The sequence below is a fragment of the Devosia sp. genome, from assembly GCF_048261455.1.
In the GTDB taxonomy this organism is placed as follows: domain Bacteria; phylum Pseudomonadota; class Alphaproteobacteria; order Rhizobiales; family Devosiaceae; genus Devosia_A.
In genome coordinates this window covers 216111-239479 of record NZ_JBLXGA010000003.1, presented here as the reverse complement: position 1 = coordinate 239479, position 23369 = coordinate 216111, and the positions used below count along the sequence as shown (strand labels likewise).

General features: G+C 63.9%; 23 protein-coding genes. 18 read left to right on the top strand and 5 right to left on the bottom strand.

Translation table 11 applies throughout. The features are described 5' to 3' along the window. Positions 1-101 precede the first annotated feature (101 nt). Complete coding sequence (locus ACN0TK_RS05070; protein ID WP_417308367.1) at positions 102-761, bottom strand: GntR family transcriptional regulator; 660 nt, start codon at positions 759-761, stop codon at positions 102-104. 265 nt (positions 762-1026) lie between these two features. Between ACN0TK_RS05070 and ACN0TK_RS05065 the strand changes: the two genes are divergently transcribed. The 12 genes from ACN0TK_RS05065 to ACN0TK_RS05010 all read left to right on the top strand — a co-directional run bounded on the left by ACN0TK_RS05065 (position 1027) and on the right by ACN0TK_RS05010 (position 14645). Further along, the gene (locus ACN0TK_RS05065) at positions 1027-2367 is read left to right on the top strand and encodes an ABC transporter substrate-binding protein (RefSeq protein ID WP_417308366.1); all 1341 of its coding nucleotides are present in this window, start codon (positions 1027-1029) and stop codon (positions 2365-2367) included. Positions 2368-2441: 74 nt separating this feature from the next. Continuing rightward, complete coding sequence (locus tag ACN0TK_RS05060) at positions 2442-3356, top strand: carbohydrate ABC transporter permease (RefSeq protein WP_417308365.1); 915 nt, start codon at positions 2442-2444, stop codon at positions 3354-3356. After that, positions 3356-4240 carry a carbohydrate ABC transporter permease gene (locus tag ACN0TK_RS05055; protein WP_417308364.1) on the top strand — a complete coding sequence of 295 codons (885 nt, stop codon included), beginning with the start codon at positions 3356-3358 and terminating at the stop codon, positions 4238-4240. Before ACN0TK_RS05060 ends, ACN0TK_RS05055 begins: the two co-directional genes overlap by 1 nt. A gap of 39 nt (positions 4241-4279) precedes the next feature. Continuing rightward, complete coding sequence (locus ACN0TK_RS05050; protein ID WP_417308363.1) at positions 4280-5329, top strand: mannonate dehydratase; 1050 nt, start codon at positions 4280-4282, stop codon at positions 5327-5329. 131 nt (positions 5330-5460) lie between these two features. Further along, positions 5461-6765, top strand: coding sequence for an extracellular solute-binding protein (locus tag ACN0TK_RS05045; RefSeq protein WP_417308362.1), 1305 nt, complete (start codon positions 5461-5463; stop codon positions 6763-6765). Between the two features lie 67 nt (positions 6766-6832). Next, the gene (locus ACN0TK_RS05040) at positions 6833-7714 is read left to right on the top strand and encodes an ABC transporter permease subunit (RefSeq protein ID WP_417308361.1); all 882 of its coding nucleotides are present in this window, start codon (positions 6833-6835) and stop codon (positions 7712-7714) included. A gap of 136 nt (positions 7715-7850) precedes the next feature. Beyond that, entirely contained in the window at positions 7851-8642 is a 792-nt protein-coding gene (locus tag ACN0TK_RS05035) for an ABC transporter permease subunit (RefSeq protein ID WP_417308446.1), read from the top strand. Beyond that, positions 8642-9685 (top strand): sn-glycerol-3-phosphate import ATP-binding protein UgpC, encoded by a 1044-nt coding sequence (locus ACN0TK_RS05030; RefSeq protein WP_417308360.1) that lies wholly within the window; start codon positions 8642-8644, stop codon positions 9683-9685. The genes ACN0TK_RS05035 and ACN0TK_RS05030 overlap by 1 nt, the downstream gene beginning before the upstream one ends. Positions 9686-9972: 287 nt before the next feature. Beyond that, complete coding sequence (locus ACN0TK_RS05025; protein ID WP_417308359.1) at positions 9973-11559, top strand: glucan biosynthesis protein; 1587 nt, start codon at positions 9973-9975, stop codon at positions 11557-11559. Further along, on the top strand, positions 11556-11693 hold the full coding sequence (locus tag ACN0TK_RS05020) for a hypothetical protein (protein ID WP_417308358.1): 138 nt from the start codon (positions 11556-11558) through the stop codon (positions 11691-11693). The genes ACN0TK_RS05025 and ACN0TK_RS05020 overlap by 4 nt, the downstream gene beginning before the upstream one ends. A 14-nt stretch (positions 11694-11707) precedes the next feature. Then, on the top strand, positions 11708-13438 hold the full coding sequence (mdoH, locus tag ACN0TK_RS05015) for a glucans biosynthesis glucosyltransferase MdoH (protein ID WP_417308357.1): 1731 nt from the start codon (positions 11708-11710) through the stop codon (positions 13436-13438). A gap of 49 nt (positions 13439-13487) precedes the next feature. Further along, positions 13488-14645 (top strand): OpgC family protein, encoded by a 1158-nt coding sequence (locus tag ACN0TK_RS05010; RefSeq protein ID WP_417308356.1) that lies wholly within the window; start codon positions 13488-13490, stop codon positions 14643-14645. Here the strand turns inward: ACN0TK_RS05010 and ACN0TK_RS05005 are convergent. The 3 genes from ACN0TK_RS05005 to ACN0TK_RS04995 all read right to left on the bottom strand — a co-directional run bounded on the left by ACN0TK_RS05005 (position 14642) and on the right by ACN0TK_RS04995 (position 18129). Next, entirely contained in the window at positions 14642-15610 is a 969-nt protein-coding gene (locus tag ACN0TK_RS05005) for an ABC transporter permease (RefSeq protein ID WP_417308355.1), read from the bottom strand. The genes ACN0TK_RS05010 and ACN0TK_RS05005 overlap by 4 nt on opposite strands. After that, positions 15610-17133: a sugar ABC transporter ATP-binding protein gene (locus tag ACN0TK_RS05000; RefSeq protein WP_417308354.1), complete on the bottom strand. Its 1524-nt coding sequence runs from the start codon at positions 17131-17133 to the stop codon at positions 15610-15612. The genes ACN0TK_RS05005 and ACN0TK_RS05000 overlap by 1 nt, the downstream gene beginning before the upstream one ends. Positions 17134-17196: 63 nt before the next feature. Next, positions 17197-18129 carry a substrate-binding domain-containing protein gene (locus ACN0TK_RS04995; RefSeq protein ID WP_417308353.1) on the bottom strand — a complete coding sequence of 311 codons (933 nt, stop codon included), beginning with the start codon at positions 18127-18129 and terminating at the stop codon, positions 17197-17199. Between the two features lie 146 nt (positions 18130-18275). Here ACN0TK_RS04995 and ACN0TK_RS04990 point away from each other — a divergent pair, with 146 nt between their 5' ends. Beyond that, positions 18276-19724 (top strand): xylulokinase, encoded by a 1449-nt coding sequence (locus ACN0TK_RS04990; RefSeq protein ID WP_417308352.1) that lies wholly within the window; start codon positions 18276-18278, stop codon positions 19722-19724. Here ACN0TK_RS04990 and ACN0TK_RS04985 read toward each other — a convergent pair. Then, entirely contained in the window at positions 19721-20080 is a 360-nt protein-coding gene (locus ACN0TK_RS04985) for a hypothetical protein (protein WP_417308351.1), read from the bottom strand. The genes ACN0TK_RS04990 and ACN0TK_RS04985 overlap by 4 nt on opposite strands. 151 nt (positions 20081-20231) lie before the next feature. On the opposite strand from ACN0TK_RS04985, the gene ACN0TK_RS04980 reads away from it, so the two are divergent. The 5 genes from ACN0TK_RS04980 to ACN0TK_RS04960 all read left to right on the top strand — a co-directional run bounded on the left by ACN0TK_RS04980 (position 20232) and on the right by ACN0TK_RS04960 (position 23327). Next, complete coding sequence (locus ACN0TK_RS04980) at positions 20232-20966, top strand: Crp/Fnr family transcriptional regulator (RefSeq protein WP_417308350.1); 735 nt, start codon at positions 20232-20234, stop codon at positions 20964-20966. Between the two features lie 19 nt (positions 20967-20985). After that, the gene (locus ACN0TK_RS04975) at positions 20986-21225 is read left to right on the top strand and encodes a DUF6894 family protein (RefSeq protein WP_417308349.1); all 240 of its coding nucleotides are present in this window, start codon (positions 20986-20988) and stop codon (positions 21223-21225) included. A gap of 129 nt (positions 21226-21354) precedes the next feature. Beyond that, positions 21355-21954, top strand: a complete 600-nt coding sequence (locus ACN0TK_RS04970) for a hypothetical protein (protein WP_417308348.1) — start codon at positions 21355-21357, stop codon at positions 21952-21954. After that, on the top strand, positions 21941-22363 hold the full coding sequence (locus tag ACN0TK_RS04965; protein ID WP_417308347.1) for a phage holin family protein: 423 nt from the start codon (positions 21941-21943) through the stop codon (positions 22361-22363). Before ACN0TK_RS04970 ends, ACN0TK_RS04965 begins: the two co-directional genes overlap by 14 nt. Position 22364: 1 nt before the next feature. Next, positions 22365-23327: a nutrient deprivation-induced protein gene (locus ACN0TK_RS04960; protein WP_417308346.1), complete on the top strand. Its 963-nt coding sequence runs from the start codon at positions 22365-22367 to the stop codon at positions 23325-23327. Positions 23328-23369 lie beyond the last annotated feature (42 nt).

The window sequence follows — 23369 nt, the reverse complement described above, 5'->3', positions numbered from 1 at the left end:
GCCTCGATAGCGATAGCGAGATCGAAGCCCAAGCCCGAAAACAGATTGCCGAAACCAGCTTGAAGGCTCGCCCCGCTCGCGATCCTCATGCGCGCTAGGCACTATGTCGTGAGCACCCGGTGCAGGACGCCTTTGAGGTGCCGGTCCAGAGCCTCGATCGCCGCGTCGGGGTCGCGCTGCTCCATGGCATCAATGATGGCGAGATGCTCGTTCAGGGACTGGACAGTGTTGGCCGTGCCGACGGCCTCGGGATTGTGCAGGCGCAACAGGTACATCTTTTGCGACAGACGGGCGTAGATGCGGGTGATCTGCTCGTTTTCGTACACGGTGATGAAGCTCTCGTGGAAATCGCGTTCCAGCTGCTTCATCGGCATGCGGTAGGCCACCATGTCGTTGACCTCGCGCACGAAGGCGATGACTCGGGCGTGCTCGGCGCGCATTTGGGCAATCCAGTCTGGCGTCACCTGGCGGCACAGCTTGCGCAGCCCTTCGCGTTCCAGCAGGCCGCGCAACTGGAAGGTATTGCCGACAAATTTCACGTCCGGTGTGAAGATGGTGATGCCGATGCGGCGGCGCACCGAGATCAGCCCTTCGGCTTCGAGCAGGGTCGTGGCTTCACGCATGGGAGACAGGGACAGGCCGAGGATCTCGCCCAGTTCTTCCTGCTTCAGCACTTGGCCGAAGTGCAGACGACCCGCAATCATGGCCTCGAAGAAGGCGTGATAGCCCGTGTTGTCGATACCGGCGTGCAGCGGTCTCATCCTTTCGAAGGGTGGCGGCCAAGGCGCGTTGACAAGCGGTAAAACCCGCAGATAATCTATTAATAAGTCAAATAAATATATTTAAACAGCCCATTTTGCAATCGGGTTGAGGCAGTCTTTCGTTTGGCCGGCGTGCCGGTCAGGCGATTAGCCACGGTATGCGCACCGTTCGGGCCTTCGGGAGAAAGGTTCGGGCGGGGCGCTGCCGGAGGGTTTGCGACCGCCGGTGGAGGGACCGCAGGCGGCGTCATTGGGAGGAGGAACCATGACCAAGTCTGACAACATCACCGGTGCGTCTGCTGTTTCCGGTACACCCTGGAGCCGCCGTAAGGTGCTCGGGGCCGCCGCTGGCGGTTTGGCGCTCGCCGCCGGCTCCAGCCTGTTCACTCCGGCCCTCGCTCAGGGCAAGAAGCTGACCTATTGGGGTGGGCTGATCTTCTCTGACGAAGCCAACAAGCTGCTCGTCGATACGATCAACGCCTGGGGCGCCGACAACGGCGTCGAGACCGAAGTGGTAATGATCAACCAGAACGAGACCGTGCAGAAAGTGTCTGCCGCCGTCTCGTCCAACACCATGCCCGATGCGCTGGATGTCGGGCTCGATCTGTTGCTGCTGCTGTCGCGGCAGGGCGTCTTCATCACGCTGGACGAGCTTTACGCAAAGATTGGCGCGGCGCAGGGCGGCTGGTTCGAGGGTGTCGACCGGGCGACCGATACCACCGACGTCGCCGGCGGTCGCACTGGCATTCCCTTTGGTGTCAACGGCAACCTGTTGCTGCGCCGGACCGATCTGCTGGAGCCTGCCGGTTTCAACGAGCCGCCTGGCACCTGGGACGAGTTGGTGACCCAGGCCGAGGCGGTGAACAAGATGCCGGTTTCCGGGTTGGGGCTGGCGCTCTCCAATGTCGGCGACGCCAATGTGCAGGTGAATATCCTGCAGTCGTTCGGCGGCCGGATTGCCGATGATGCGGGCAAGACCGTCACCATCAAGTCTGACGAGACCCGGACCTATCTCGCCTGGCTGAAGAACGCTTGGGACAAAGGCCTCTTCTCGCCCGGCAACACCACATGGGACGGTGCGGGCGACAACCAGGCCTATCTGAGCGGGCAGGCCGCCTTTATCGCCAATACCGGCTCGGTGGGCATCGCCGCCAAGGCTGACGATCCGGAGCTGTTCGACGACAGCGCGTTCTCGCCGCTGCCGGCTGGTCCGATCGGCACCATTTCGCCGATCACGCCACAGTGCCGGGCGATCACCGCGGCGAGCGAAATGCAGGACGAGGCCAAGGCGCTGATCGAGCATCTCGCCAACCCCGAGTTCATGAACGCGTATTTCGACGTCGCGATCTATGGGCCGGTGTTGAAGGACCAAGAGAAACTGCCGGCATTCGACGGCTCGAACTCGATCCTCGTCGGCCTGCTCGGGCTTGCCAAGACCGGCACGGCGCCAGCCTATCCCGATGTCTACAACGCCGCCTGGGCGGACCTGTCGTCCAACTTCATCATCCCCAAGATGGCGCAGCGCGTCGTGGTCGACGGCTGGGACTTCGAGCGGGCGATGGATGAGGCTCAGACCCAGGCCCAGGCGATCTACGACAAGTACTGAGTTCCCTCCCGGGACCAGGCTCTCCCGTCACATCGTGGATGGGAGAGCCCGGCTTTGCTGACGTCAGGGGCACCATGACCATCGCATCACCAAAACAGGAGCAACCGCGACGCTGGTTGCGCGGCGGCATGCGCATTCGCATGTTCGCCTATGCGCTGGTGGCGCCGGTGACGCTGCTGATCCTCGGGCTTGTCGCCTATCCGTTCGGCTTTGCCATCTGGGTGTCGTTCACCGATCAGGTGATCGGCAGTGTCGGCCAGTTCATCGGCTTTGCGAATTTCGAGTATCTGGCACAGCGGGCGACGTTCTGGAGCGCGATCTGGAACACGATCTTCATCGTCGTGGTCACCGATACGCTGAAGCTGCTGATCGGGCTGGGGCTGGCGCTCCTCGTCCACCAGAACCTGCCGGGCCGCGGCATTTTCCGATCGCTGCTGCTGCTCCCCTGGGCCATGCCGGCCTTCGTCGCCTTCCTCACCTGGCGCGTGCTCTATCAACCGATCGGCGGCGGCATCAATCTGGTGCTGACGCAGACGGGTATCTACTCCGGCATCATCGACTGGCTGGGCACCAAGAATACCGCCATGGCCTCGGTGATCATCGCCACCGTGTGGCGCGGCTTTCCCTTCTGGTTCATCTCGATCCTTGCAGCGCTGCAGGCGGTGCCAAAGGACCTTTACGAAGCGGCGACCATCGACGGCGCCAATGCCTGGCAGAAGTTCTGGGCGGTCACCGCCCCGGGCATCCGGCAAGTGGTCATCGTCACCGTGCTGCTCAGTTCGATCTGGACGGCCAATGGGTTCGAGCACGTCTGGCTGCTGACTCAGGGCGGTCCGTCCGACGCCACCATGGTGTTTCCGGTACTGGCCTATTTCGGCATGCAGACGCAACGCATCGGCGAGGCGGCGGCGGTTTCGGTCTACATGCTGCCGGTGCTGGCGATCCTCGTGGTGTTCGCCACCTCGCTCATGTTGCGGGACGAGGATTGATGAGCACACTGGCTTCCATTCCCGCCGCCGCCGAAACCAACAGCGTCGCCTCGATGCGCCGGCGCTATCTGATCGGACGGATCCTCACCTATGCGACGCTGCTCATCGCCGTCGCGCTGGTGTTGTTTCCGGTCTACTGGATGATCGTCACGTCGCTGAAGACGCCTAAGGATATCTATCGGGCGCCATCGCTTTGGCCGAGCAATTTCACGCTGGCCAATTTCGATAAGCTCCTCGCCGATGGCAGTTTCGTCACCGCCATCCGCAACAGCCTGATCGTCGCCACGACCGTCACCGTAATCTCGGTGCTGATCTCGTCCTTTGCCGCCTATTCCATGGTGCGGTTCCGCTACCGGTTCCGCGGCCTGATCGGACGATTGATCCTGTTTGCCTACCTGACGCCCAGCTCGCTGCTGTTCATTCCGCTGTCGATCGTCATGGCGCAGCTCAATCTCGGCAATTCGCTGGTGGGGCTGATCCTCGTTTACCTCACCTTCTCGCTGCCGCTCTCGACCTGGCTGCTGCAGGGCTATTTCCGCGGCGTGCCGCGCGAACTCGAAGAGCAGGGGATGATCGACGGGCTCAGTCGGCTGGGTGCGCTGATCCGCATCGTTTTGCCGCTGTCGGCGCCGGGCATCGCGGCGGTTGCCATCTTCACCTTCACTGGGGCGTGGAACGAGTTGCTGCTGGCGCTGGTGCTCATCACGTCGGAAAGCCAGCGTACTGCGCCGCTGGCGCTCAACTATCTCATCACCAGCGACGTGTTGCCGTGGGGACCGCTGATGGCAGGCGCCGTCATTTCCTCGGTGCCGCTGATGGTTCTCTATTTCGTGGCGCAGCGGTTCATGGTGGCCGGCATGACGGCCGGTTCGGTGAAGGGCTGAGGCACGGCGAAACGCGGTTTATCAACGAAAGACAGAGATATGGGTATCAGGGTTGCCGTCGGGCAGTTTCACGAATTGAGCGAAGAGCGGCTGCGCTTTGCCGCGCAGATCGGCGCGACGGGATTGCAGATGAACAATCCGACGCTGCCGGGCGACGCGCGCTGGGAGGAAGCCGACGTCAAGGGGCTGGCCGATCAGGTGCGCGCGGCGGGCCTCACCTTCGAAGCCATCGAAAATGTTCCCACGCATTTTTATCACAAGGCGATGCTCGGGCTCGACGGGCGGGACGCGCAGATTGAGAACTACCAGGCGACGATCCGGGCTGTCGCGCGGGCGGGCATTCCGGTGCTGGGCCTGCACTTCATGCCCAATTCGGTGTGGAGCACCGACCGCAGCGCGCCGACGCGCGGCGGGGCCGTGGCGCGTCAGTTCGACATGAGCGTGGTCGAAGCGCATGCCGATGATCTGGAGATGCTGCGTGGCTTCATGCCGACGACGCTCGGCCGTGCCTCGTCCATGCCGCTGTTCGGCAAGGATGGGCCGCATGTCACCGAAGATCAGATGTGGGACAACTACACCTACTTCATGAAGGCCGTTCTGCCGGTCGCGGAAGAGGAGGGACTCAAGCTCGCCCTCCATCCCGACGATCCGCCGGTGCCGATGCTCGGCGGCGTGGCGCGGCTCTTTTACAAGCCGGAGAATTTCAGGAAGGCCTACGACCTCGTCGGGCGGTCCGACGCCTGGGCGCTCGACCTCTGCCTCGGCTGCTGCTCCGAAATGGTCGGCGGCAAGGCCAATGTCACCGAGATGATCGAGTATTTCGCGCCCAAGGGCCGGATCTCCTACATCCATTTCCGCGATGTCAAAGGTTCGGTGCCGAACTTCACCGAGTGCTTCATCGGCGATGGCAATTTCGATCCGGCCGAAGTGGTGGCGCTGCTTATCAAGACCGGTTTCGACGGCTTCCTGCTCGACGATCACGTGCCGAAGATGGATGGCGACAGCGACTGGAACCATCGCGGCCGTTCGCACGCCATCGGCTACATGCAGGGCCTGCTGCGCATGGCCGAATTCATGGCGAAAGACTGAGTGTCACAGATTGCGATTTGGTGACGCGCGGTTTTCCACCGTCACCAAACCGACATCCAGATGTTGCGGAAGTTTCGCACCGCCCCGGTAGGGCTCCCCGTGCTCAATTCGAGACAACAGGGGCCTCCGCCATGTTCAAGCTTTTCTCCGCCGTCAGCGCCGTCGTGCTGATGGGTACCAGTGCCACCCTTGCCGCCACCGAGATTTCCTGGTGGCACGGCATGGGCGGTCACCTCGGTGATGTCGTCAATCAGATCGCCACCGATTTTAACGCCAGCCAGGACGAGTACCAGATCACGCCGATCAACAAGGGCTCGTATGAAGAGACCCTGACGGCTGCCATCGCCGCCTTCCGTGCCGGCGAGCAGCCCAACATCGTGCAGGTGTTCGACGCCGGTGCCGCCACCGTGATCGGTGCCAAGGGCGCCACCATCCCCGTTCAGGATCTGCTCGAGCAGAACGGCATCGCCTTCGACATCGAGGACTACATCCCGGGCGTGCGCTACTTCTATGCCGACAGCGACGGCAAGATGATCGGCATGCCGTTCAACTCGTCCTCGCCGGTGCTCTATTACAATGCCGATGCCTTCGACAAAGCTGGCGTCGACGTGCCGAAGACCTACGAAGAGTTCGAAGCCATCGCGCCCGCGCTCAAGGATGCCGGCTATATCCCGCTGCTGCAGACGCATCTGCCCTGGGAATTCGTCGAGAACTTCCATTCGCGCCACAACCTGCCGTTCGCCAGCAATGACAATGGCTATGAAGGCGCCGACGGCACCGAGATCCTGATCAACTCGCCCGAAATGGCCATGCACTTCACCCATGTGAAGAACTGGCTCGACAACGGCCTGTTCGGTTTCTATGGCACCGGCTGGGACGACAACCAGGCTCATTTCAACGATGGCGAAGCCGCCATGTACATCGGTTCGTCGGGTGACTTCGGTGGTCTGACCGCCGCCAACCTGCCGTTCAAGTGGGCCTCGACCTTCCTGCCGTACTGGTCCGAGATCACCGAAGAGGGCTACCAGACCTTCATCGGCGGCGCCTCGCTGTTCGCCATGTCCGGTCATTCCGATGAAGAAAACGCCGCCACGGCCGCCTTCTTCAAGTACCTGACCTCCCCGGAAGTCCAGTACATGTGGCACCGCGAGACCGGCTATGTGCCGATCACCCAGGCCGCCTATGAGCTGGCAAAGCAGGACGGCCACTACGAGCGTTCCCCGGCAGCCGAAACGGCCATCAAGCAGCTGTCGCTGCAGTCGGGCGAGAACACCCGTGGCTACCGCATGGGCTTTTACGTCCAGATCCGCGACGTTGAAAACCGCGAGCTGGCCCGCTTCCTGAATGGCGAAACCTCGATCGAGGACGCGCTGTCGACGATCGAAACCGAAGGCAACGAGTTGCTGGGCCGTTTCGCTCAGACGCAGCAGCAGTAAGTCCTTGTGACGCCTGTGCCGGCGGCCGCTCCCGCGGTCGCCGGTACCCTTTGCCGAGGATCCGCATTTGAAACGCGCCTTTTTTGACCACCGCTGGTTGCCGATCCTGCTGCTCTTGCCGCAGCTGGCGATCATCGCCGTCTTTTTCTACTGGCCGACCGTGCAGGCGCTGCGCTCGTCCTTTTATCTCGAAGACCCGTTCGGCTTCGGTGCCAGCTTCGTCGGGTTCGAAAACTACCTGCGGTTGTTCCGCAGCGCCGAATATCTGAAGAACGCCGGTTTCACGGTCATATTCTCGGTCTCGGTGACCTTTTTTTCTCTCGCCATCGCGCTGCTGCTCGCGGTGAAGGCCGACAAGGTCATCCGCGGCGCGCGCACCTACCGGACCCTGCTGATGTGGGTCTATGCCGTGGCGCCGCCCGTCGCCGGCTTCATCACCCTCATCATGTTCAACCAGCGCTGGGGTCCGCTGACCGAGTTCTTCGGCTGGTTCGGCTGGGATTTCCGGGTGCGGATGAACTACACCGATACGGCCATCGCGATGGTGGTCGCCTCGGTGTGGAAGCAGATCCCCGTCAATTTCATCTTTTTCCTCTCCGGTCTGCAGTCCATTCCGCGCAATGTCGTCGAAGCCGCGATGATCGACAATCGCTCGGCGATCGGCCGGTTCTGGACCGTCACCTTCCCGCTGTTGGCGCCGACCGGCTTTTTCCTCTTGATCACCAACATCACCTATTCGCTGTTCGATACGTTCGGCACGCTCGATACGATCCTCGCCAGCAATCCCGGCGATAGCCCGGTGACGCTGGTCTACAAGGTCTATCTCGACGGCTTCCGTGGTCAGGACATCGGCGGCTCCTCGGCGCAGTCCGTGGTGCTGATGGTGCTGGTGCTGCTGCTGACCATCTTCCAGTTCCGCATGGTCGAGCGGCGGGTTCACTACAATTGAGGGTCCTGCGATGACCGAACTTGCGCAAACGCCTTCCGTGGCCGTCGTCACCTCCAAGGCATCCAGCTTTCGCCGCGGCCGCAAGCGCCTCGGCCTGATCGGCGACCACGCCATCCTGATCATCGGGGTGCTGGTGATGGTGGCGCCGCTGCTGATGCTGTTGCAGATGACCTCCGTGCCCGATGTCGACATCCTCAAATCCGGCCCATCGCTGGAGATCGGCGACCAGTTCTGGTCGAACCTGCAGAAGGCGCTGTTTGAATCGATGAGCTTTTCCGGCGCCAATACCGGGCTGAGCATGTTCGGCAATTCGCTCATCCTCGGCCTCGGCTTCGCCATCGGCAAAGTGGTGATCTCGATGATGGCGGCCTATGCCATCGTCTACTTCCGGCTGAAATTCGCCATGCTGGCCTTCTGGCTGATCTTCACCACGTTGCTGCTGCCGCTCGAGGTCAGGATCGTGCCGTCCTACGAGGTGACGCAGAAGCTGGGGCTGCTCAACAGCTACACCGGGTTGATCGTGCCGCTGATCGCGTCTGCCACCGCCACCTTCTTTTTTCGCCAGTTCTTTATGTCGGTGCCCGATGAACTGGTCGAGGCGGCGCGCATCGACGGGGCCGGGCCGGTGAAGTTCTTCATCGATATTCTCGTGCCGCTGTCGCGCACCATGATCGCGGCGATCTTCATCATCATGTTCGTCTACGGCTGGAACCAGTACCTGTGGCCGACGATGGTGATCACCGAAGAGGGCAAATACACGCTGGTGCAGGGGATCAAGCAGATCACCCAGGGCCTCGAAGGCAGCCAGCAGGTGCCCGAATACGGCCGCTCCAACCTCCTCGCGATCCTGGCGATCCTGCCGCCGGTGGCAATCGTGATCTTTTTCCAGAACTGGTTCGTCAAGGGCCTGACAGAAAGCGACAAGTGATGGCTACGCTCACTCTCTCAAACGTCGGCAAAAGCTATGACGGTGCCGCTAAAGCCGTGTCCAATGTCGATCTCGAGATCGCCGATGGCGAGTTCATCGTGCTGGTTGGTCCCTCCGGCTGCGGCAAGTCTACGCTGCTGCGCATGGTGGCGGGGCTGGAGACGATCACCGAGGGCGAGGTGCGTATCGGCGACCAGGTGGTCAACGATCTCGACCCGGCCGAGCGCGACATCGCCATGGTTTTCCAGAACTATGCGCTCTACCCGCACATGAGCGTGCAGCAGAATCTCGAATACGGGCTGAAGAACCGCGGTACGCCGAAGCCTGAGATCGCTTCGCGGGTGGCCGAAGCTGCGCGCATTCTCGAACTCACGCCCTATCTCGACCGGCGCCCGCGCCAGCTCAGTGGCGGACAGCGCCAACGCGTTGCCATGGGCCGCGCCATCGTGCGCCAGCCCAAGGCCTTCCTGTTCGACGAGCCGCTTTCCAATCTCGACGCTAAGCTGCGTGTCCAGATGCGGGCCGAGATCAAGCAGTTGCAACGCCGGCTCGGCACGACCAGCCTATATGTGACGCACGACCAGCTCGAGGCGATGACGCTGGCCGACCGGCTGGTGGTGCTCAACGGCGGCAGGATCGAACAGGTCGGTACGCCGCTCGATGTCTACCGGCGCCCGGCCAGCACGTTTGTCGCGGCGTTCATCGGCTCGCCAGCAATGAACCTCGTCCCCGCCGTGATCGAAGGCGGGCAGATTCGGGTGGGCGAGGGCAGCCTGCCGCTCGCGGCAGCTGTCGACGCCTCCGAGATCACCATCGGCCTCAGGGCCGAAGACCTGCGGATGACCCAGGACGAAGGTCTGCGGTTCGATGTGCGCTATGTCGAGGAACTCGGCGCCCAGCGTCTGGTGCATGGCGCGGTCGGCGAGGGCATGGTGGCCCTGTCGCTGCCGGCCGAGATGCCTTTTGCCGAGCGCTTCAACCTCACGGTCGACCCCGCCGCCGTCCACATGTTCTCGCGCGCCGATGGCCGGCGCCTGAACTAGCTGCGGCTAAGTTACCACGATATCAGCGTGACTTTTGTCACGCTGCTGATATGACCAAAAACCCGCCGGCAGCTGCCGGCGGGTTTTTTCGTGGCCTGCGCCACCGTGCCTCACCCTCCGCGACCTGATTTCGCCACCGACTCACCCGCCAGGTGCCCCTGCGGACGTACGTAAGCGCCCGCATCAACCTATGCGCATTCTGCATGGGTGACCTGCATCAACTTTTGCCCCTTCCCGGAGTTCGGGAAGATCGATGATTTCATGCGTCCATTGCCGAGCGTCACCATATGATTCCATCTTCCGCCTCCAAATTCAGCCGCCGTACCGTGCTCAAGGGTGCGCTTGGGTCTGCAGCGCTGCTTTCCAGCACCGCATTTTCCGGCACCGCCTGGGGGCAGACGACGGGGTTTGATTTCGAGGCGTTGACGATGTTGATGCAGGCGCGGGCGCAGGCGCCATTCACCCCGGCACCGTCCGATCTGTCGCCGCCCTACGCCGGGCTCGACTATGACGGGTATCGGATGATCCAGTTCGATACCGATCAGGCGCGCTGGCGCGGCGCAGACCCCGGGTATGAGGTGCATGCCTTCCCGCCGGGCTGGCTCTACCCGGAGACCGTTTCGATCAACGAGGTAACTGACGGCGTCACTACCCCAATGGCGTTTTCGGCGGCCGATTTTCGATTCTTCGACGCAGAGATGGCCGAAGCCGCGGCGTCGGCGCCGTTTCCCGGGGTCGCCGGCTTCCGGCTGAACTATCCGGTCAACCATCCCCACGGCGCGGACGAACTGATCTCTTTCCTCGGCGCCAGCTATTTCCGCGCGCTCGGCCGGGGCAATATCTATGGCCTGAGTGCCCGAGGGCTTGTGATCAATTCGTGGCGCGATGGCGCCGAGGAATTCCCGCGCTTTACCGAATTCTGGCTGGAGCGGCCAAGTCCCGGCAAACCGCTCGCCGCCTATGCTGCGCTCGACAGCGACAGTGTCACCGGCGCCTACCGCTTCGAGATTACCCCGGCGAGCGACAGCACGCAGGAGACTGTCGTCGATGTCACCGCACGGCTGTTCTTTCGCAAGGATGTCGCCGAACTCGGCATAGCGCCGCTGACCTCGATGTTCCTGTTCGCCGAGACCAATCGCAATGCCTTCGACGACTACCGGCCGCGGGTGCACGACAGCAACGGGCTGCTTTTCGAGACCGCAAAGGGCGAGGTGCGCTGGCGGCCTCTGAACAATGGCGCCGACCTCGGCAACAGCTATCTGTACGATCCGAATGTCCGTGCCTTCGGACTGTACCAGCGGGGACGAGATTTCGACCGCTACCAGGATGCCGGCGCGCATTACGAGCGCCGTCCATCGCTCCGGGTCGAGCCCGGCGACTGGGGTCCGGGCCATGTCCGGTTGATCGAAATCCCGGCCCGCTCGGAAGCTGACGACAACATCGTCGCCTTCTGGATTCCCGAACAGGCACCGGTTGCCGGCGAGGAGCGCGAATACAGCTACCGCCTGCGCTGGGGCGATCTCGATCCGGATGAGGCCGGGGCCCTTGCACATGTCGTCGAAACGCGTGCCGGGCAGGGCGGCATCGCCGCGGTCGAAAACGCTCCGAGCCTGCGCAAATTCGTCATCGACTTCGCCGGCGGTCCGCTGGCCGATCCCGCCTCTGGCGCACTCTACGAAATCGCCGCCGAAGCAACGGCCGGTCACATCGTCAACACCACGTTCTCCCAGGTGCCTGCCAACGGCTTGTGGCGTCTGGTCCTCGATGTCGAAACCGATGGCGCGCCGTTGATCGAGCTGCGCGCCCGGGTCTTCGCCGACGGTGTCCCGGCCACAGAAACCTGGATCTATCAGTGGAGAGGAACGCCAGCATGAAGCATGACGCGCAGCTTTTCCCGCAGGGCCTTCCGGATGCACCGCTGGCCATGCCCAAGCAGATGCTCGAGCGACGCAGCTCGCTGTTCCTGACCATCAGGGCCCTGGTGGGCCTCGCGCCCCACCGCACCTGACCAGGGGCGACTTGGTGTACCGCGTTCCTCTCCGGCCTGTTCTTCTCACCGTTGCAGCCGGCGGAAGCGTCGGTGGGGGCTGGCTCTACTTCGATCTCATCGGCCGCGATGCGCCCGATCTGTTCGACGGCTTGCGGGCGGGCCTGTTCACCGTCACCCTGTTCTGGCTGATCTGGGGCGGGATGACGGGCCTCCTTGGCGCACTGCTGCCGCGGCCGAAATCCAAGCGACTCACCGGAGAGCCTGTGGGCCGAACCGCCATTCTGGTGCCGATCTATCACGAAGACCCGGCGGAAACCTTCTCGCGCATCGCCGCGATGAACCGCAGTCTCGTGGCCGCCGACATGGCGGCGAAGTTCCATTTCATCGTGCTGTCGGACTCCCAGGCGCTTAAAGCCGCGGCCGACGAGGCCATGTGGTTCGAGCGGCTCGTGCATGAGCCCCTTAGCGAGGGGCGCATCTTCTATCGTCGGCGTGAAAGAAACACGGGGCGCAAGGCCGGAAATATCGAGGATTTCGTCGTCCGCTCCGGTGCCGCCTATGACTACGCGCTGATCCTCGACGCCGACAGTCTGATGGATGGTGACACGATTGTGCAGATGGCACTTCGCATGGATGCGGAGCCCCGGTTGGGCCTGTTGCAGTCGGTGCCCGTGGTGATCGGCGCCAAGACGCTGTTCGGCCGTGTCATGGCCTATGCCTCGGCCTATCTGTCGCCCTACTTTTCGCTGGGTGCCGCCCGCATTCAGGGCGAGCAGGGGCCATACTGGGGGCACAACGCCATCGTGCGGCTTACGGCTTTCGCTGCCTCCTGCGGCCTGCCGGAACTCGGCGGCAAGCCACCCGGCGGCGGCCAGATCCTTAGCCATGACTATGTCGAAGCAGCGCTCCTTGCGCGCGCGGGCTGGCAGGTCATGCTCGATCCCAACCTCGGCGGTTCCTTCGAGAACGGTCCGGAGAATCTCATCGAATATGCCAAGCGCGACCGGCGCTGGTGCCAGGGCAATCTGCAGCACCGCCGGCTGATCGGCGCACCGGGCCTCCACTGTTGGAGCCGTTTCACCTTCTTGCAGGGCATGATGGCCTATCTGGCGTCACCGCTGTGGCTGGCGCTGCTTGCCGCAAGCCTGCTCGCCGCGGCCCTGCCGGACGCAAGGCCCGGTCCGGTCGACGCACGGTTTCACCTCCTGGCGGTGGCGGTCATTTCCGTGCTGCTGCTCCCCAAGCTGGTGATCTTCCTGCGCTCCATCCTCGACGGGCACAGCCGACGCTTTGGCGGCGGCTTGCGGGTCGGCGCCTCGGTGGTCGCCGAAATCCTCCTCTCCACCATCCTGGCACCGGTGCTGATGTGCTTTCAGACCCGCGCCGTCTTCGAGTTTTATTCCGGCCTTGATGGGGGCTGGCCGGCGACCCAACGCGACGCGACCCGGCTCAGCTTTCATGAAGCCTGGCGCGCCAGCTGGTGGATCGTCGCGAGCGGCAGTCTTGTCCTGGCGCTGGCTCTGGTCTTTGCGCCCGCCGCGGTCGCCTGGCTGCTACCGGTGCTGCTGCCCGCCATCGGCGCGCCGCTGCTGATCGTCGTCACGTCAATGACGATCAATCGCCGCGGCCTGTTCCAGACTGCTGTCGAGCGCGATCCGCCGCCCATCGTGCGCGCGCAGCAGGCAATCCTGCAGGCATGGACCCGGCACGGCCCCGAGTTGCCTCTAGACCCAATGCCGGTGAGTGACCATGTATCTGCGTGAACGCCTCGCCGGTTGGGGATTTGGGCCGTCCGGCGTGCCAGGCCCAGCCGTGTCCGCGGGCACTGCCGTGGCCGGGGGGCGCGATGCGCGGCTCGACATGTTCCGCGGCCTTGCGCTGGTGATGATCTTCATCAACCACGTGCCGGGCACGGTCTACGAGAACTACACCAACCGCAATTTCGGCTTCTCCGACGCGGCCGAGGCCTTCGTCTTCATGTCCGGCATGGCGGCGGGCCTTGCCTATTCCGCGGGCTTCGCCAACGGACCACTGTGGCCGGCGGTGGCGCGGATCTGGGCGCGGGCGCGGACGCTCTATTTCGTCCATATCGCCATCACCGTCCTGGCGCTCGGCATTTTCGCGGCGGCTGCCAAGTGGTTCGGGCTCTACGAGGTGTTGAGCAAGAATAATATTGCGCCACTGTTCACGCAGCCGCTGGAAACGATGATCGGCATACCGCTGCTCACCCACCAGCTGGGCTACCTCAACATTCTGCCGCTCTATGCGGTGCTGTTGCTGGTGACACCGCTGCTGATCCCGATCGGGCTGCGCTGGCCGGTGCCGCTGGCGCTCGCATCGGTTCTGGTCTGGGTGCTGGCCGGTCAGTTCCGGATCAACCTGCCGAACTATCCCAATGCCGGCGGCTGGTTCTTCAATCCGGTGTCCTGGCAGATCGTCTTCGTCATCGGCTTGCTCAGCGGCATGGCGATGAAGCGCGGCGCCCGTTTCGTGCCTTACCATCCGGTCCTCCTGGCCCTCAGCGCCGCCTTCGTCGTCTATGTGCTGGTGTGGATGAAGGTGCCTGCCGTGGGCGCGGCCGGCCGCAGCCTGCTCGGCAGCCTGCGCGAAGCCGGTGTGCCCTTCTATCTCGTCTCGTTCGACAAGAGCTTCCTTGCCCTGCCGCGGCTGCTGCACGCGCTGGCGCTGTTCTACCTGCTGGGGTCGCTGTCGATCTTCCGGCCCATAGCCAGTTCCGGCCCCGCCGCGCCGCTCCGGATCATGGGGCGGCAAGGCCTGGCGGTCTTTGCGACGGGCACGGTGCTCAGCCTGTTTCTCCAGGCGGTGAAGACGGCGGTGCCGCCCGATCCGCTGCGCGACGGGCTGATGCTCGCCGCCGGGCTAGCTGTCCTTCTGGCGCTTGCCTGGTCACTGACGCGGACCGCGGAGATGACCCGCGATGCGGCGCGCGTGCGGCGGGCGACGGCCTAGGCGCGGCGACGGCCCTTGGTGATCGAACTGGCGGCGACGGCCAGCACGATGATCAGGCCCACCAGCACCTGACGAACATAGCTGTCGACGCTCATCTGGGTCAGCCCGTTGTCGAGGACGCCAAGAATGAGCACGCCGATCACGGTGCCCAGAATGCGCGGCTCGCCCTGTTCGGACATGGTCATGCCCAGAAACACCGCTGCGATGGCATTGAGCATCAGCCCCGAGCCCTGCGTCGGGTTTGCCGAGGCGACGCGCGCGGCATACATCAGACCGCCCGCAGCCGCGCCGAAACCGGTCAGCGAAAAGGCGATCAGCCGCAGCCGGCGCACCGCAACCCCGCTCAGATGCGCCGCTTCGATATTACCGCCGATGGCGTAGAGCCGGCGGCCGAAGGTCGTCTGTTCGAGCAGCAGCCAGACGAGCAGCACGGCAATGACGGCCAGGATCGTGAGGTTGGGCAGGGTGAGCGCCACGCCCCCGACTTCGCCGAGTGGCAGGCCGGCGCGGGCGAAACTCGAGAACTCCTCGGGGATGGCGCGGCCCGAGATGGTCTTGCCGCCCGAGACGACGAAGGCCAGGCCCGAAAAGATCGTCAGTGTCGCCAGTGTCGCGACAAAAGGCAGGATGCCGATCAGGCTGACCAGAACGCCATTGAAGGCACCGCCGACCAGACCGACCAGCAGGGTGATGCCGACAGCGGCCCAGACCGGCATGCCGGAGGCCATCAGCAGCGCCGCAACAATGCCGGCAAGGCTGGCCATCGAGCCGACGCTCAGGTCGAAATCGCCCATCACCATGACGATGGTCATGCCGGCGGCGACGACCATCAGCATCGACAGCTGCTGGGTGATGTTGAGCCAGTTGCGGGCGGTCATGAAGGTGTCAGGCAGGTTGACCCAGAACACCACGAGGATCAGCGCAAACCCGATCAGGGTGCCATAGCGGCGCAGCAGGTCGGGCATCAGTTGGTCTCCAGATCGGCCGTCGCGCGGCCATAGCACAGGTTCAGCAGTTCGTCCTCGGCGAGGCCCGGTGCATCCACGGTGGCGCTGATCTTTCCGTCGCGCATGACCGCGATCCGGTCGCACATGCCGATCAGTTCGGGCAGGTCGGATGACACGAGGATCACCGCCATGCCTTTCGCCGTCATGTCGCGGATGATCGAATAGATGTCGAACTTGGCGCCGATATCGACGCCGCGGGTCGGTTCGTCCAGCAGCAGCAGCACGGGGCCACCAGCCAGCGCCTTGGCAAAGACCACCTTTTGCTGATTGCCGCCCGAAAGCTGCGCCGCGATCTGGCGCGGACCTGCCGCCTTCAGTCGCACGTCGCTGCCGCGCGCCTCGGCGAACTGTCGCTCGCGCCGCGGCGTCAACCAGGTACCGGCGCGGCTGTGTGTGGTGAGATGGGGCAGGGTGACGTTCTCGAAGATCGGGCGCGAAGTGACGAGTCCTTCCGAGCGGCGCTCCCGCGGCACATAGGCGACCCGGTTGCGCCAGGCATCGGCCGGGCTGCGTGGCGCGTAGGGGGCGCCAGCGAGTTGCATCGTGCCGCCGGATTTTTTCAGATCACCGAAAATGACGCGCAGCACTTCCCGCTGCCCCGCCCCCGAGAGCCCGGCAATGCCGAGAATTTCGCCGCGATTGACCGTCAGCGACACCGGCCCCAGCCGTGACGCCCTGAGACCCTCGGCAACCAGTGCCGGGTCGGCGGTGGGGGCGCTCGTCCGAGCCGGATAAGCTTCCTCGACGCGACGGCCAATCATCAGCGCCACCAGATCGTCATGGGTGATGTTGCTCAGTTCGCCGGAATCGATGTGCTTGCCGTCGCGCAACACCGTGGCGCGATCGCACAGCGCCATCACCTCGTCGAGCCGGTGCGAGACATAGAGCACCGAATTGCCCGAACTGCGGATCTGGCGCAGCACCTTGAACAGCCGCTCGGACTCTTCGGCGGTCAGCGCGGCAGTGGGCTCATCCATCACATAGAGCCGCGCGGGGGCGCCATCGGTGCCGAGGAAAGCCGAGGAGATGCGCACCAGCATCTGGTCGCCCAGTGACAGCCTGGCGATTTGATGCGACGGATCGATATGGGTGATGCCCAGCGTCTCGAGGGCCGTGAGCGCACTGGCGCGCAGCGCCTTCCAGTTCACAAAGGGGCCGACGGTCGGGTAGCGGCGCCCGATAAAGAGGTTCTCGGCGACCGAAAGCGCCGGCACGACATTGAATTCCTGGTGGATGAAGCGCAGCCCCAGCCGGTGTGCAGTCGCCGGGCTGTCGATCGTCACCGGCGTATCGTCGATGGTGATCCTGGCGCTGTCGGGCGCGACGACGCCGGCGAGGATCTTGATCAGTGTGGATTTGCCCGCGCCGTTCTCGCCCATCAGCGCGTGGATCTCACCGGGCGCGATATTGAGATCAACCCCGCGCAGGGCAGGGGTGCCGGCATAGGCCTTCTTGACGCCGAGGAGCGAGATGAGAGTCATGGACGGGACTATATGGCCGATGCGGCTCCGGGGCGCACCCCGAAGCCGTGTGCGTAAAGCGGATTATTCCGCGGCGTTGGCGACGGTCACCAGCTTGGTCGGCACGTAGATGACGCGCTGCTTCAGCTCTTCGCCGTCGAGGACACGGGCAACAGCATCAGCCGTCGCTGCGCCGATGCCGGAAAAGTCCTGCGCAACCGAGGCTTCGAAATTGCCACCCTCGGCAATGGCTTCGCGAGCCTGCGGGTTGGCGTCGATGCCGGTGATGACGATGCCTTCGCCGTCGCGGCCGGCGGCTTCGATGGCCTGCAGCGCACCAAGGGCCGGCTGATCCCAGGCGGCCCAGACAGCTGCAATCGAACCTTCTTCAGGATTGGCGGCGAGGATCGCCTCCATCTTGGCGCGGCTGTCGGCAATGCCGCCATCGGAGACATCCGGCGTCACGCGGTCGAGCACTTCGATGTCGGGGAAATTGCCGAACACGGCATCGGCCACCACGCCACGCACCTGCACGGGCGGGAAGGCGTCGAAGACGAACATGACGACCTTGCCCTCGCCGCCGATCCGGTCGGCGACATAGGTCGAGGTTTCGGCGGCCATGGCATAGCCGTTCGAGGTCACATTGGTGACGAGCAGCGGATCGGCGCCGGCGTCCATGCCGAACACGGGAATGCCAGCGTCCTTGGCGGCCTGCAGGCCGGCAGTGACCTGTGCCGGATCGACGTTCAGCACGATGGCGTCGACGTTCTGCACCACCATGTCTTCCATGCGGCTGATCACGGCAGCGACGTCGCCGGCGGTGTCGATGACATTGACATCCCAGTCTTTTTCTGCGGCGACACCCTCGAACGCCTCGACATAGAACTGCGTGCCCGGCTGGGCCAGATAGGGGGTGATCACGGCGACTTTCTGCGCCAGGGCGGCCGAGCCGCCAACGAGTGCGGCAGTGGTCGCCAGCGCAGTCACGGCCAGCGCGGATTTCACTTTATTGAACATCGTTTACCTCCATTTTTTCATCGGGGGTCCCAGAGCCCCGCTTTTTCGGCCCATCCCGACGGATGGTTGATTTCCTCATGCCGGTCGGCACTTATACGGGAGCCTGCGGGTCTCGGCCACGGCAAACTCGAATCCGGGGGGAATGGGTGCAAAGCCTGATCGGCATCGATGTGGGAACGACGGCGCTGAAGGCGGTGCTGATCGACGCGGGTGGACAGCGTCTGGCGAGCTTTTCGCGCCCCTATCCTATGGCGCGGCCGGCGCCGGGACTGGCCGAGCAGGACCCGGCCGAGTGGATGGCGGCCATCGAAGCAGCGCTCGTGCATTTCGAGGCGGTACAGGGGCTCGGTGGGCTGGCCGGCATCGGGATCTGCTCGCAGGTCAATACCCATGTCTTCACCGATGCGGCCGGCCAGGCGTTGCTTCCGGCCATCACCTGGCAGGACAGCCGGGCGGCCCCGGATGCCGCTGCACTCGAGGCGCAGGTCACCATCGCGCAAAAGACCGAGTGGTTCGGCGGGCCGGTGCCGATCGACGCCAGCCATGCCCTGTCGCGCATGGCGCATGTGCGGCGCGTTGATCCCGAGCTTTATGCCCAGACCCGGCATGTGCTGCTGCCCAAAGACTATTGCGTGCTGCAGCTGACCGGCGAGGTGGCGAGCGATGCTATCGCCGCGGTGGGTCTGGTGAATCGCGATGGCTATGTGGCGCCGCTGTGCGATCTCGTGCCCGATGCGCTGGGCAAGCTGCCGCCGCTGCGGGCCTTCAGCCATGTCGTCGGCAAGGTGCGTCCGGGACGGCCAGGGGCGGGGGCGCCGGTCGTCGTTGGCGCCATGGATGCCTGGGGCGGCATGTTCGGGGTCGGCACCGTCGCCGAAGGTGATGCCATGTATCAATGCGGCACCAGCGAAATCCCCGGCATCGTTTCCACCACGGTCAACCCAACGCCCGGCGTCATCCTGTTCCCGCCCTATGACGGCATCACCATGCATGCTGCGCCGACGCAGTCGGGCGGGGCGTCGCTGGCCTGGCTGGGCCGAATGCTGTCGCAGACGCCCGAGGCCCTTTCGGAGCTGGCGGCGGGCGCAGCTTGTTCTGACGCCGTGCCGCTGTTCCTGCCGCATCTTCAGGGCGAGCGGGCGCCGCTGTGGGATGCCGAGACGCGCGGCGTCTTCGCCCGGATGGACAGCCGGGCGGGGGCGCCGGAAATGGCCCGCAGCGTCATGGAGGGGGTGGCGCTCTCCGTGCGGCTGGCGTTCGACGCGCTGCAATGCTCGGCCGGGGTCTCGCTCGCCAGCGCCAATATCGGCGGCGGCGGCGCGCAATCAGATGTTTGGTGCCAGATTCGTGCCGATGCCCTCGGGATTGAGCTGCGCCGCGCGTCGGCGCCCGATCCCGCGGCTCTGGGCGCCGCCATGCTGGCCGGGCTGGGCAGTGGCCTGTTCGTATCGCTGGGCGCCGCGGTCGCTGGCCTGATCGGATTTGACCGCAGCTTCGTGCCGGACGCGTCGGTGCGCGGCTACTACGACGACAGGTTCGCCGACTATCAGGCGCTCTATACGGCGCTGAAGCCGTTCAACGCCCGGTTCGCCTAGGCCCTGGACCCGTCGAGCGCCGCCAAGGCGGTTTCCAGCCGCGAGCGGATCAGCGCGAAGCCGTGCCGCGTGTCGCGGATGACACTGTGCTCCCGGCTTTCCTCGGGCAGGGTCACGACCTTTTGTTCGTATTCGCTTGCCGTCCCATCGACCTCTTCGAGCAAGCCGTGGATCTGCGTCCGCATGGTTGCCGCTTCGTCAGTGCCCGGTTGTCGTTTGGCCATCTCCTGCAGCTTGATCGACAGGGATTGCCAGTCTCCCAGCCGAAGGCTGAAGGGCCGTGCGATTTCGCGTGCTGCACGCGCCTGCAGCACGCCCCGCGAGGGGGTGCGGCGCTTGATCTGGTCTTCTTCCATTGCGAGACCATGTACGTCCGGCGCGCAGTACGCATTAACCAATGATGGGTCTTGCGCGAATAATTGGGTCAATACAGAAAAGTCTGAAAGCATCGGCTAGGAACGCTGCCGGGGCCCGCGCGTTGGAAAAGACGAAGCAAAATCGAGACCCATGATAGCGACCGATCCACTCGACACATTGATGCGCAAACTGGCGCTCCGCGACGACATGTCCCCGTCCGAAAGGCACGCCCTGGCGGCAGAAGCCGGGGATGTGGAAGTGCGCGATGCGGGCACCGACCTGGTCACCGAGGGAGACAGGCCTTCTCATTCGACGCTGATCGTCGATGGCTTTTCCTGCCGCTATCGCATGTTGCGCGACGGCGAACGACAGATCACCGCTATCCATGTGCCAGGCGACTTTGTCGACCTGCACAGCTTTCCAATGAAGGTCATGGATCATTCGGTTGGGGTGCTGACCACGTGCCGTATCGTGCGCTTCCCACACGAAGGGCTTGACCGGATCACCCGTCAGTTCCCGCACATGACCCGCCTGCTGTGGCTGATGACGCTGCTCGACGGCGCGATCTCGCGCGAGTGGATTGTCGCCATGGGGCGGCGGTCGGCTCAGGACCGGATGGCGCATCTGCTGTGCGAGTTGAACACACGCCTCGAAGTGGTCGGGCTGTCACAGAACAACACGTTTCAATTGCCGCTTACGCAGACGCACTTTGCCGACATGCTCGGCCTTTCGCTGGTGCACATGAACCGAGTGGTCCAGCAATTGCGTGCGGACGATCTTGTGAGTTGGCAGAACCAGACTTTAAAAATACTCGACTGGCAGCGCCTGACGGATATCGCCGAATTCGATCCCACGTACCTGCACCTGGAACACCTGCGCCGCTGACGCGGGAAAGGAATGCAAAATGCCGCGCTACTATTTCGATATTCGGGACAGTTCGGGCCTGACGGAGGATGAGACAGGTATCGAACTCCCCAACATGGATACTGCAATCGTCGAGGCCCGCCGGGCCCTGGCAGAGATGACGCGCGAACAGATGACCGAACCGGGTCACGACCGCATCCAGATTCTTATTCGCGACGGGGCGGATGGCCCGGTCCATCTGAAGGTGTCCATGGACACCGAAAGTCCTGAAACCTTCTAGCCATCAGGATCTTTGGCGCTGTTTTAGAAATAAGTCGGAACATAAGCGCCTGCGGCTCATTGAATTTGCAACGGCCAGACTCTTCGCAATCAGCGATTTGTCGAAGTCAGCCAAGCAAGGAGTCGCGAAATGAGCACCCCAGTTTATCCCCCGACTAACGAAACTGCCGACAAGGATCTTGAGACCCGCGTGAAGCAGGATGCTGCCGATGTGGCGGCCACTGCGCGTCGTGACTTCAAGGACGTCGGCGAAGAAGTGAAGCATCAGGCAGAAGCCATCGGCGACGAGGCGAAGGCCCAGGCCGACAACGCCATAAATGAAGCCAAGGGCTTTGCCGGCGACCAGAAGAACCGCTTTGCTGGTCAGATCGACGGCGTCGCCGGTGGTCTTTCCAAAGCCGCCGACGAGCTTGAGGGCGAAGGCCAGGCCGCTGCCCCCTATCTGCGCATGGCAGCCGACCGGGCGCACCAGCTGACCGGCGCTCTGCGCGACAATGACGTCGATGATCTCGTCGCCAAAGCGCAGGACTTCGGTCGCAAGCAGCCGGCAGCGTTCCTGGGCGCGGCCGCACTTCTCGGCTTTGCCGCCAGCCGCTTCGTGACGGCCAGCGCTTCGCGTCGCACCGCCCCGCCGAGCCCGGCGCGCCCTGCAGCTGTCCCGGCAGCCGCCGCCCCGGCGCCGGCCCGCCCCTATTCGCAGCCGATGGAGAGTGACGATGTCGGATATTGATCACAACAAGGGTTCGATTGCCGATCTGATCGGCGATCTGGCCAATGACATCACCAGCCTGTTCCGCAAGGAAGTGCAGCTGGCCAAGACCGAAGCGAGCGAAAAAGTCGAGCAGGTCGTTGATGCTTCGCAGGGCCTCGCGGTCGGTGGCGTCCTCGCGATCGGTGCCGTCGGCGTCTTCCTCGCCGCGCTGGTCACCGGCCTCTCGGCCCTTCTGGTTGTCGGTCTCGGGATGACAGACGCGACGGCGAACTTCATTGCCTCGCTCGTTGTCGCCGTGGTCGTCGGTGGCATCGCCTGGGCATTCATCCAGCGTAGCCTCAGCGCCCTCAAGGCCAGCCGTCTCAACCTCAATCGTACCGCTCACTCCCTGGCGCGTGACGCCGAAGTGGCGAAGGAGAGCATCTAAAATGGATAGCACCAACAAGAATTCTGCCCAACTCGAGCGCGAGCTCGAAGCACAGCGCACGCAGATCGAAGGCCGCATCGGCGAAATCCGCGACCGGCTGAGCCCCGGCCAGCTGATCGACGAAGCGCTGTCCTATACGGGTAACGGCGGCAAGGAATTTGCCGACAATCTGGGCAAGAGCGTCACCAACAATCCGCTGCCTGTGGCACTCATCGGCGTCGGCCTCGCCTGGCTGGTCTCCGGTCAAAGCCAGAAGCTTGCAACGCCAGCCCCGCGTCCCGTCTATCGCCCGGAACCGGACTATCCCTACGCGACGATCAACGGCACCATGCGCCGCGTCAGCCATGCTGCTGACGAAACCGGCAACTGGCTGTCCGAATTCGAGGATGCCGCCGGCAAGCGCTACAAGGCCGCTGCCGACGAAGTCGGCCACCGCGCCGGTCACTTCGTCGATGACACCGGCCGCAAGATCGGTGGCTTTATCGATGAGACAGGTCACCGCGTCCGGGATTTCCGCGACGAGGCTGGCAACCGTCTCGACGATGCAGCGGGCTGGGCGTCTCATACGTGGCGTGATGTGCAGGATGGCGTGTCCGACACTGTCGATCATCTGACTCACCAGGCGCAGAAACTGGGTGATCAGGCGCAGCATCAGGCCGACAAGACCAGCCAGATGGTCGTCGACATGTTCAAGCAGCAGCCACTGGTTGCTGGCGCACTCGCCTTTGCCGCCGGCGCAGCGCTCGGCGCGGTTCTCCCCTCGACCGAGGAAGAAGATCAGGCCATCGGCAAGCTGTCAGACAAGACCAAGGCCAAGGCCGGTGCACTTGCGGCCGACGCCTATGAGGACGGCAAGGAGAAGGCCGGAGAGCTCTATGAAAAGGGCAAGGACGGCGTGGCGAAGGTCTATGACGAGGCCAACAGCAAGGTCGAAGATGCAACGCGGAGCAACCCGCTGCACTGACCGCCTCTGACAAGATACGAAACGAAAAGGCCGGGACATGTG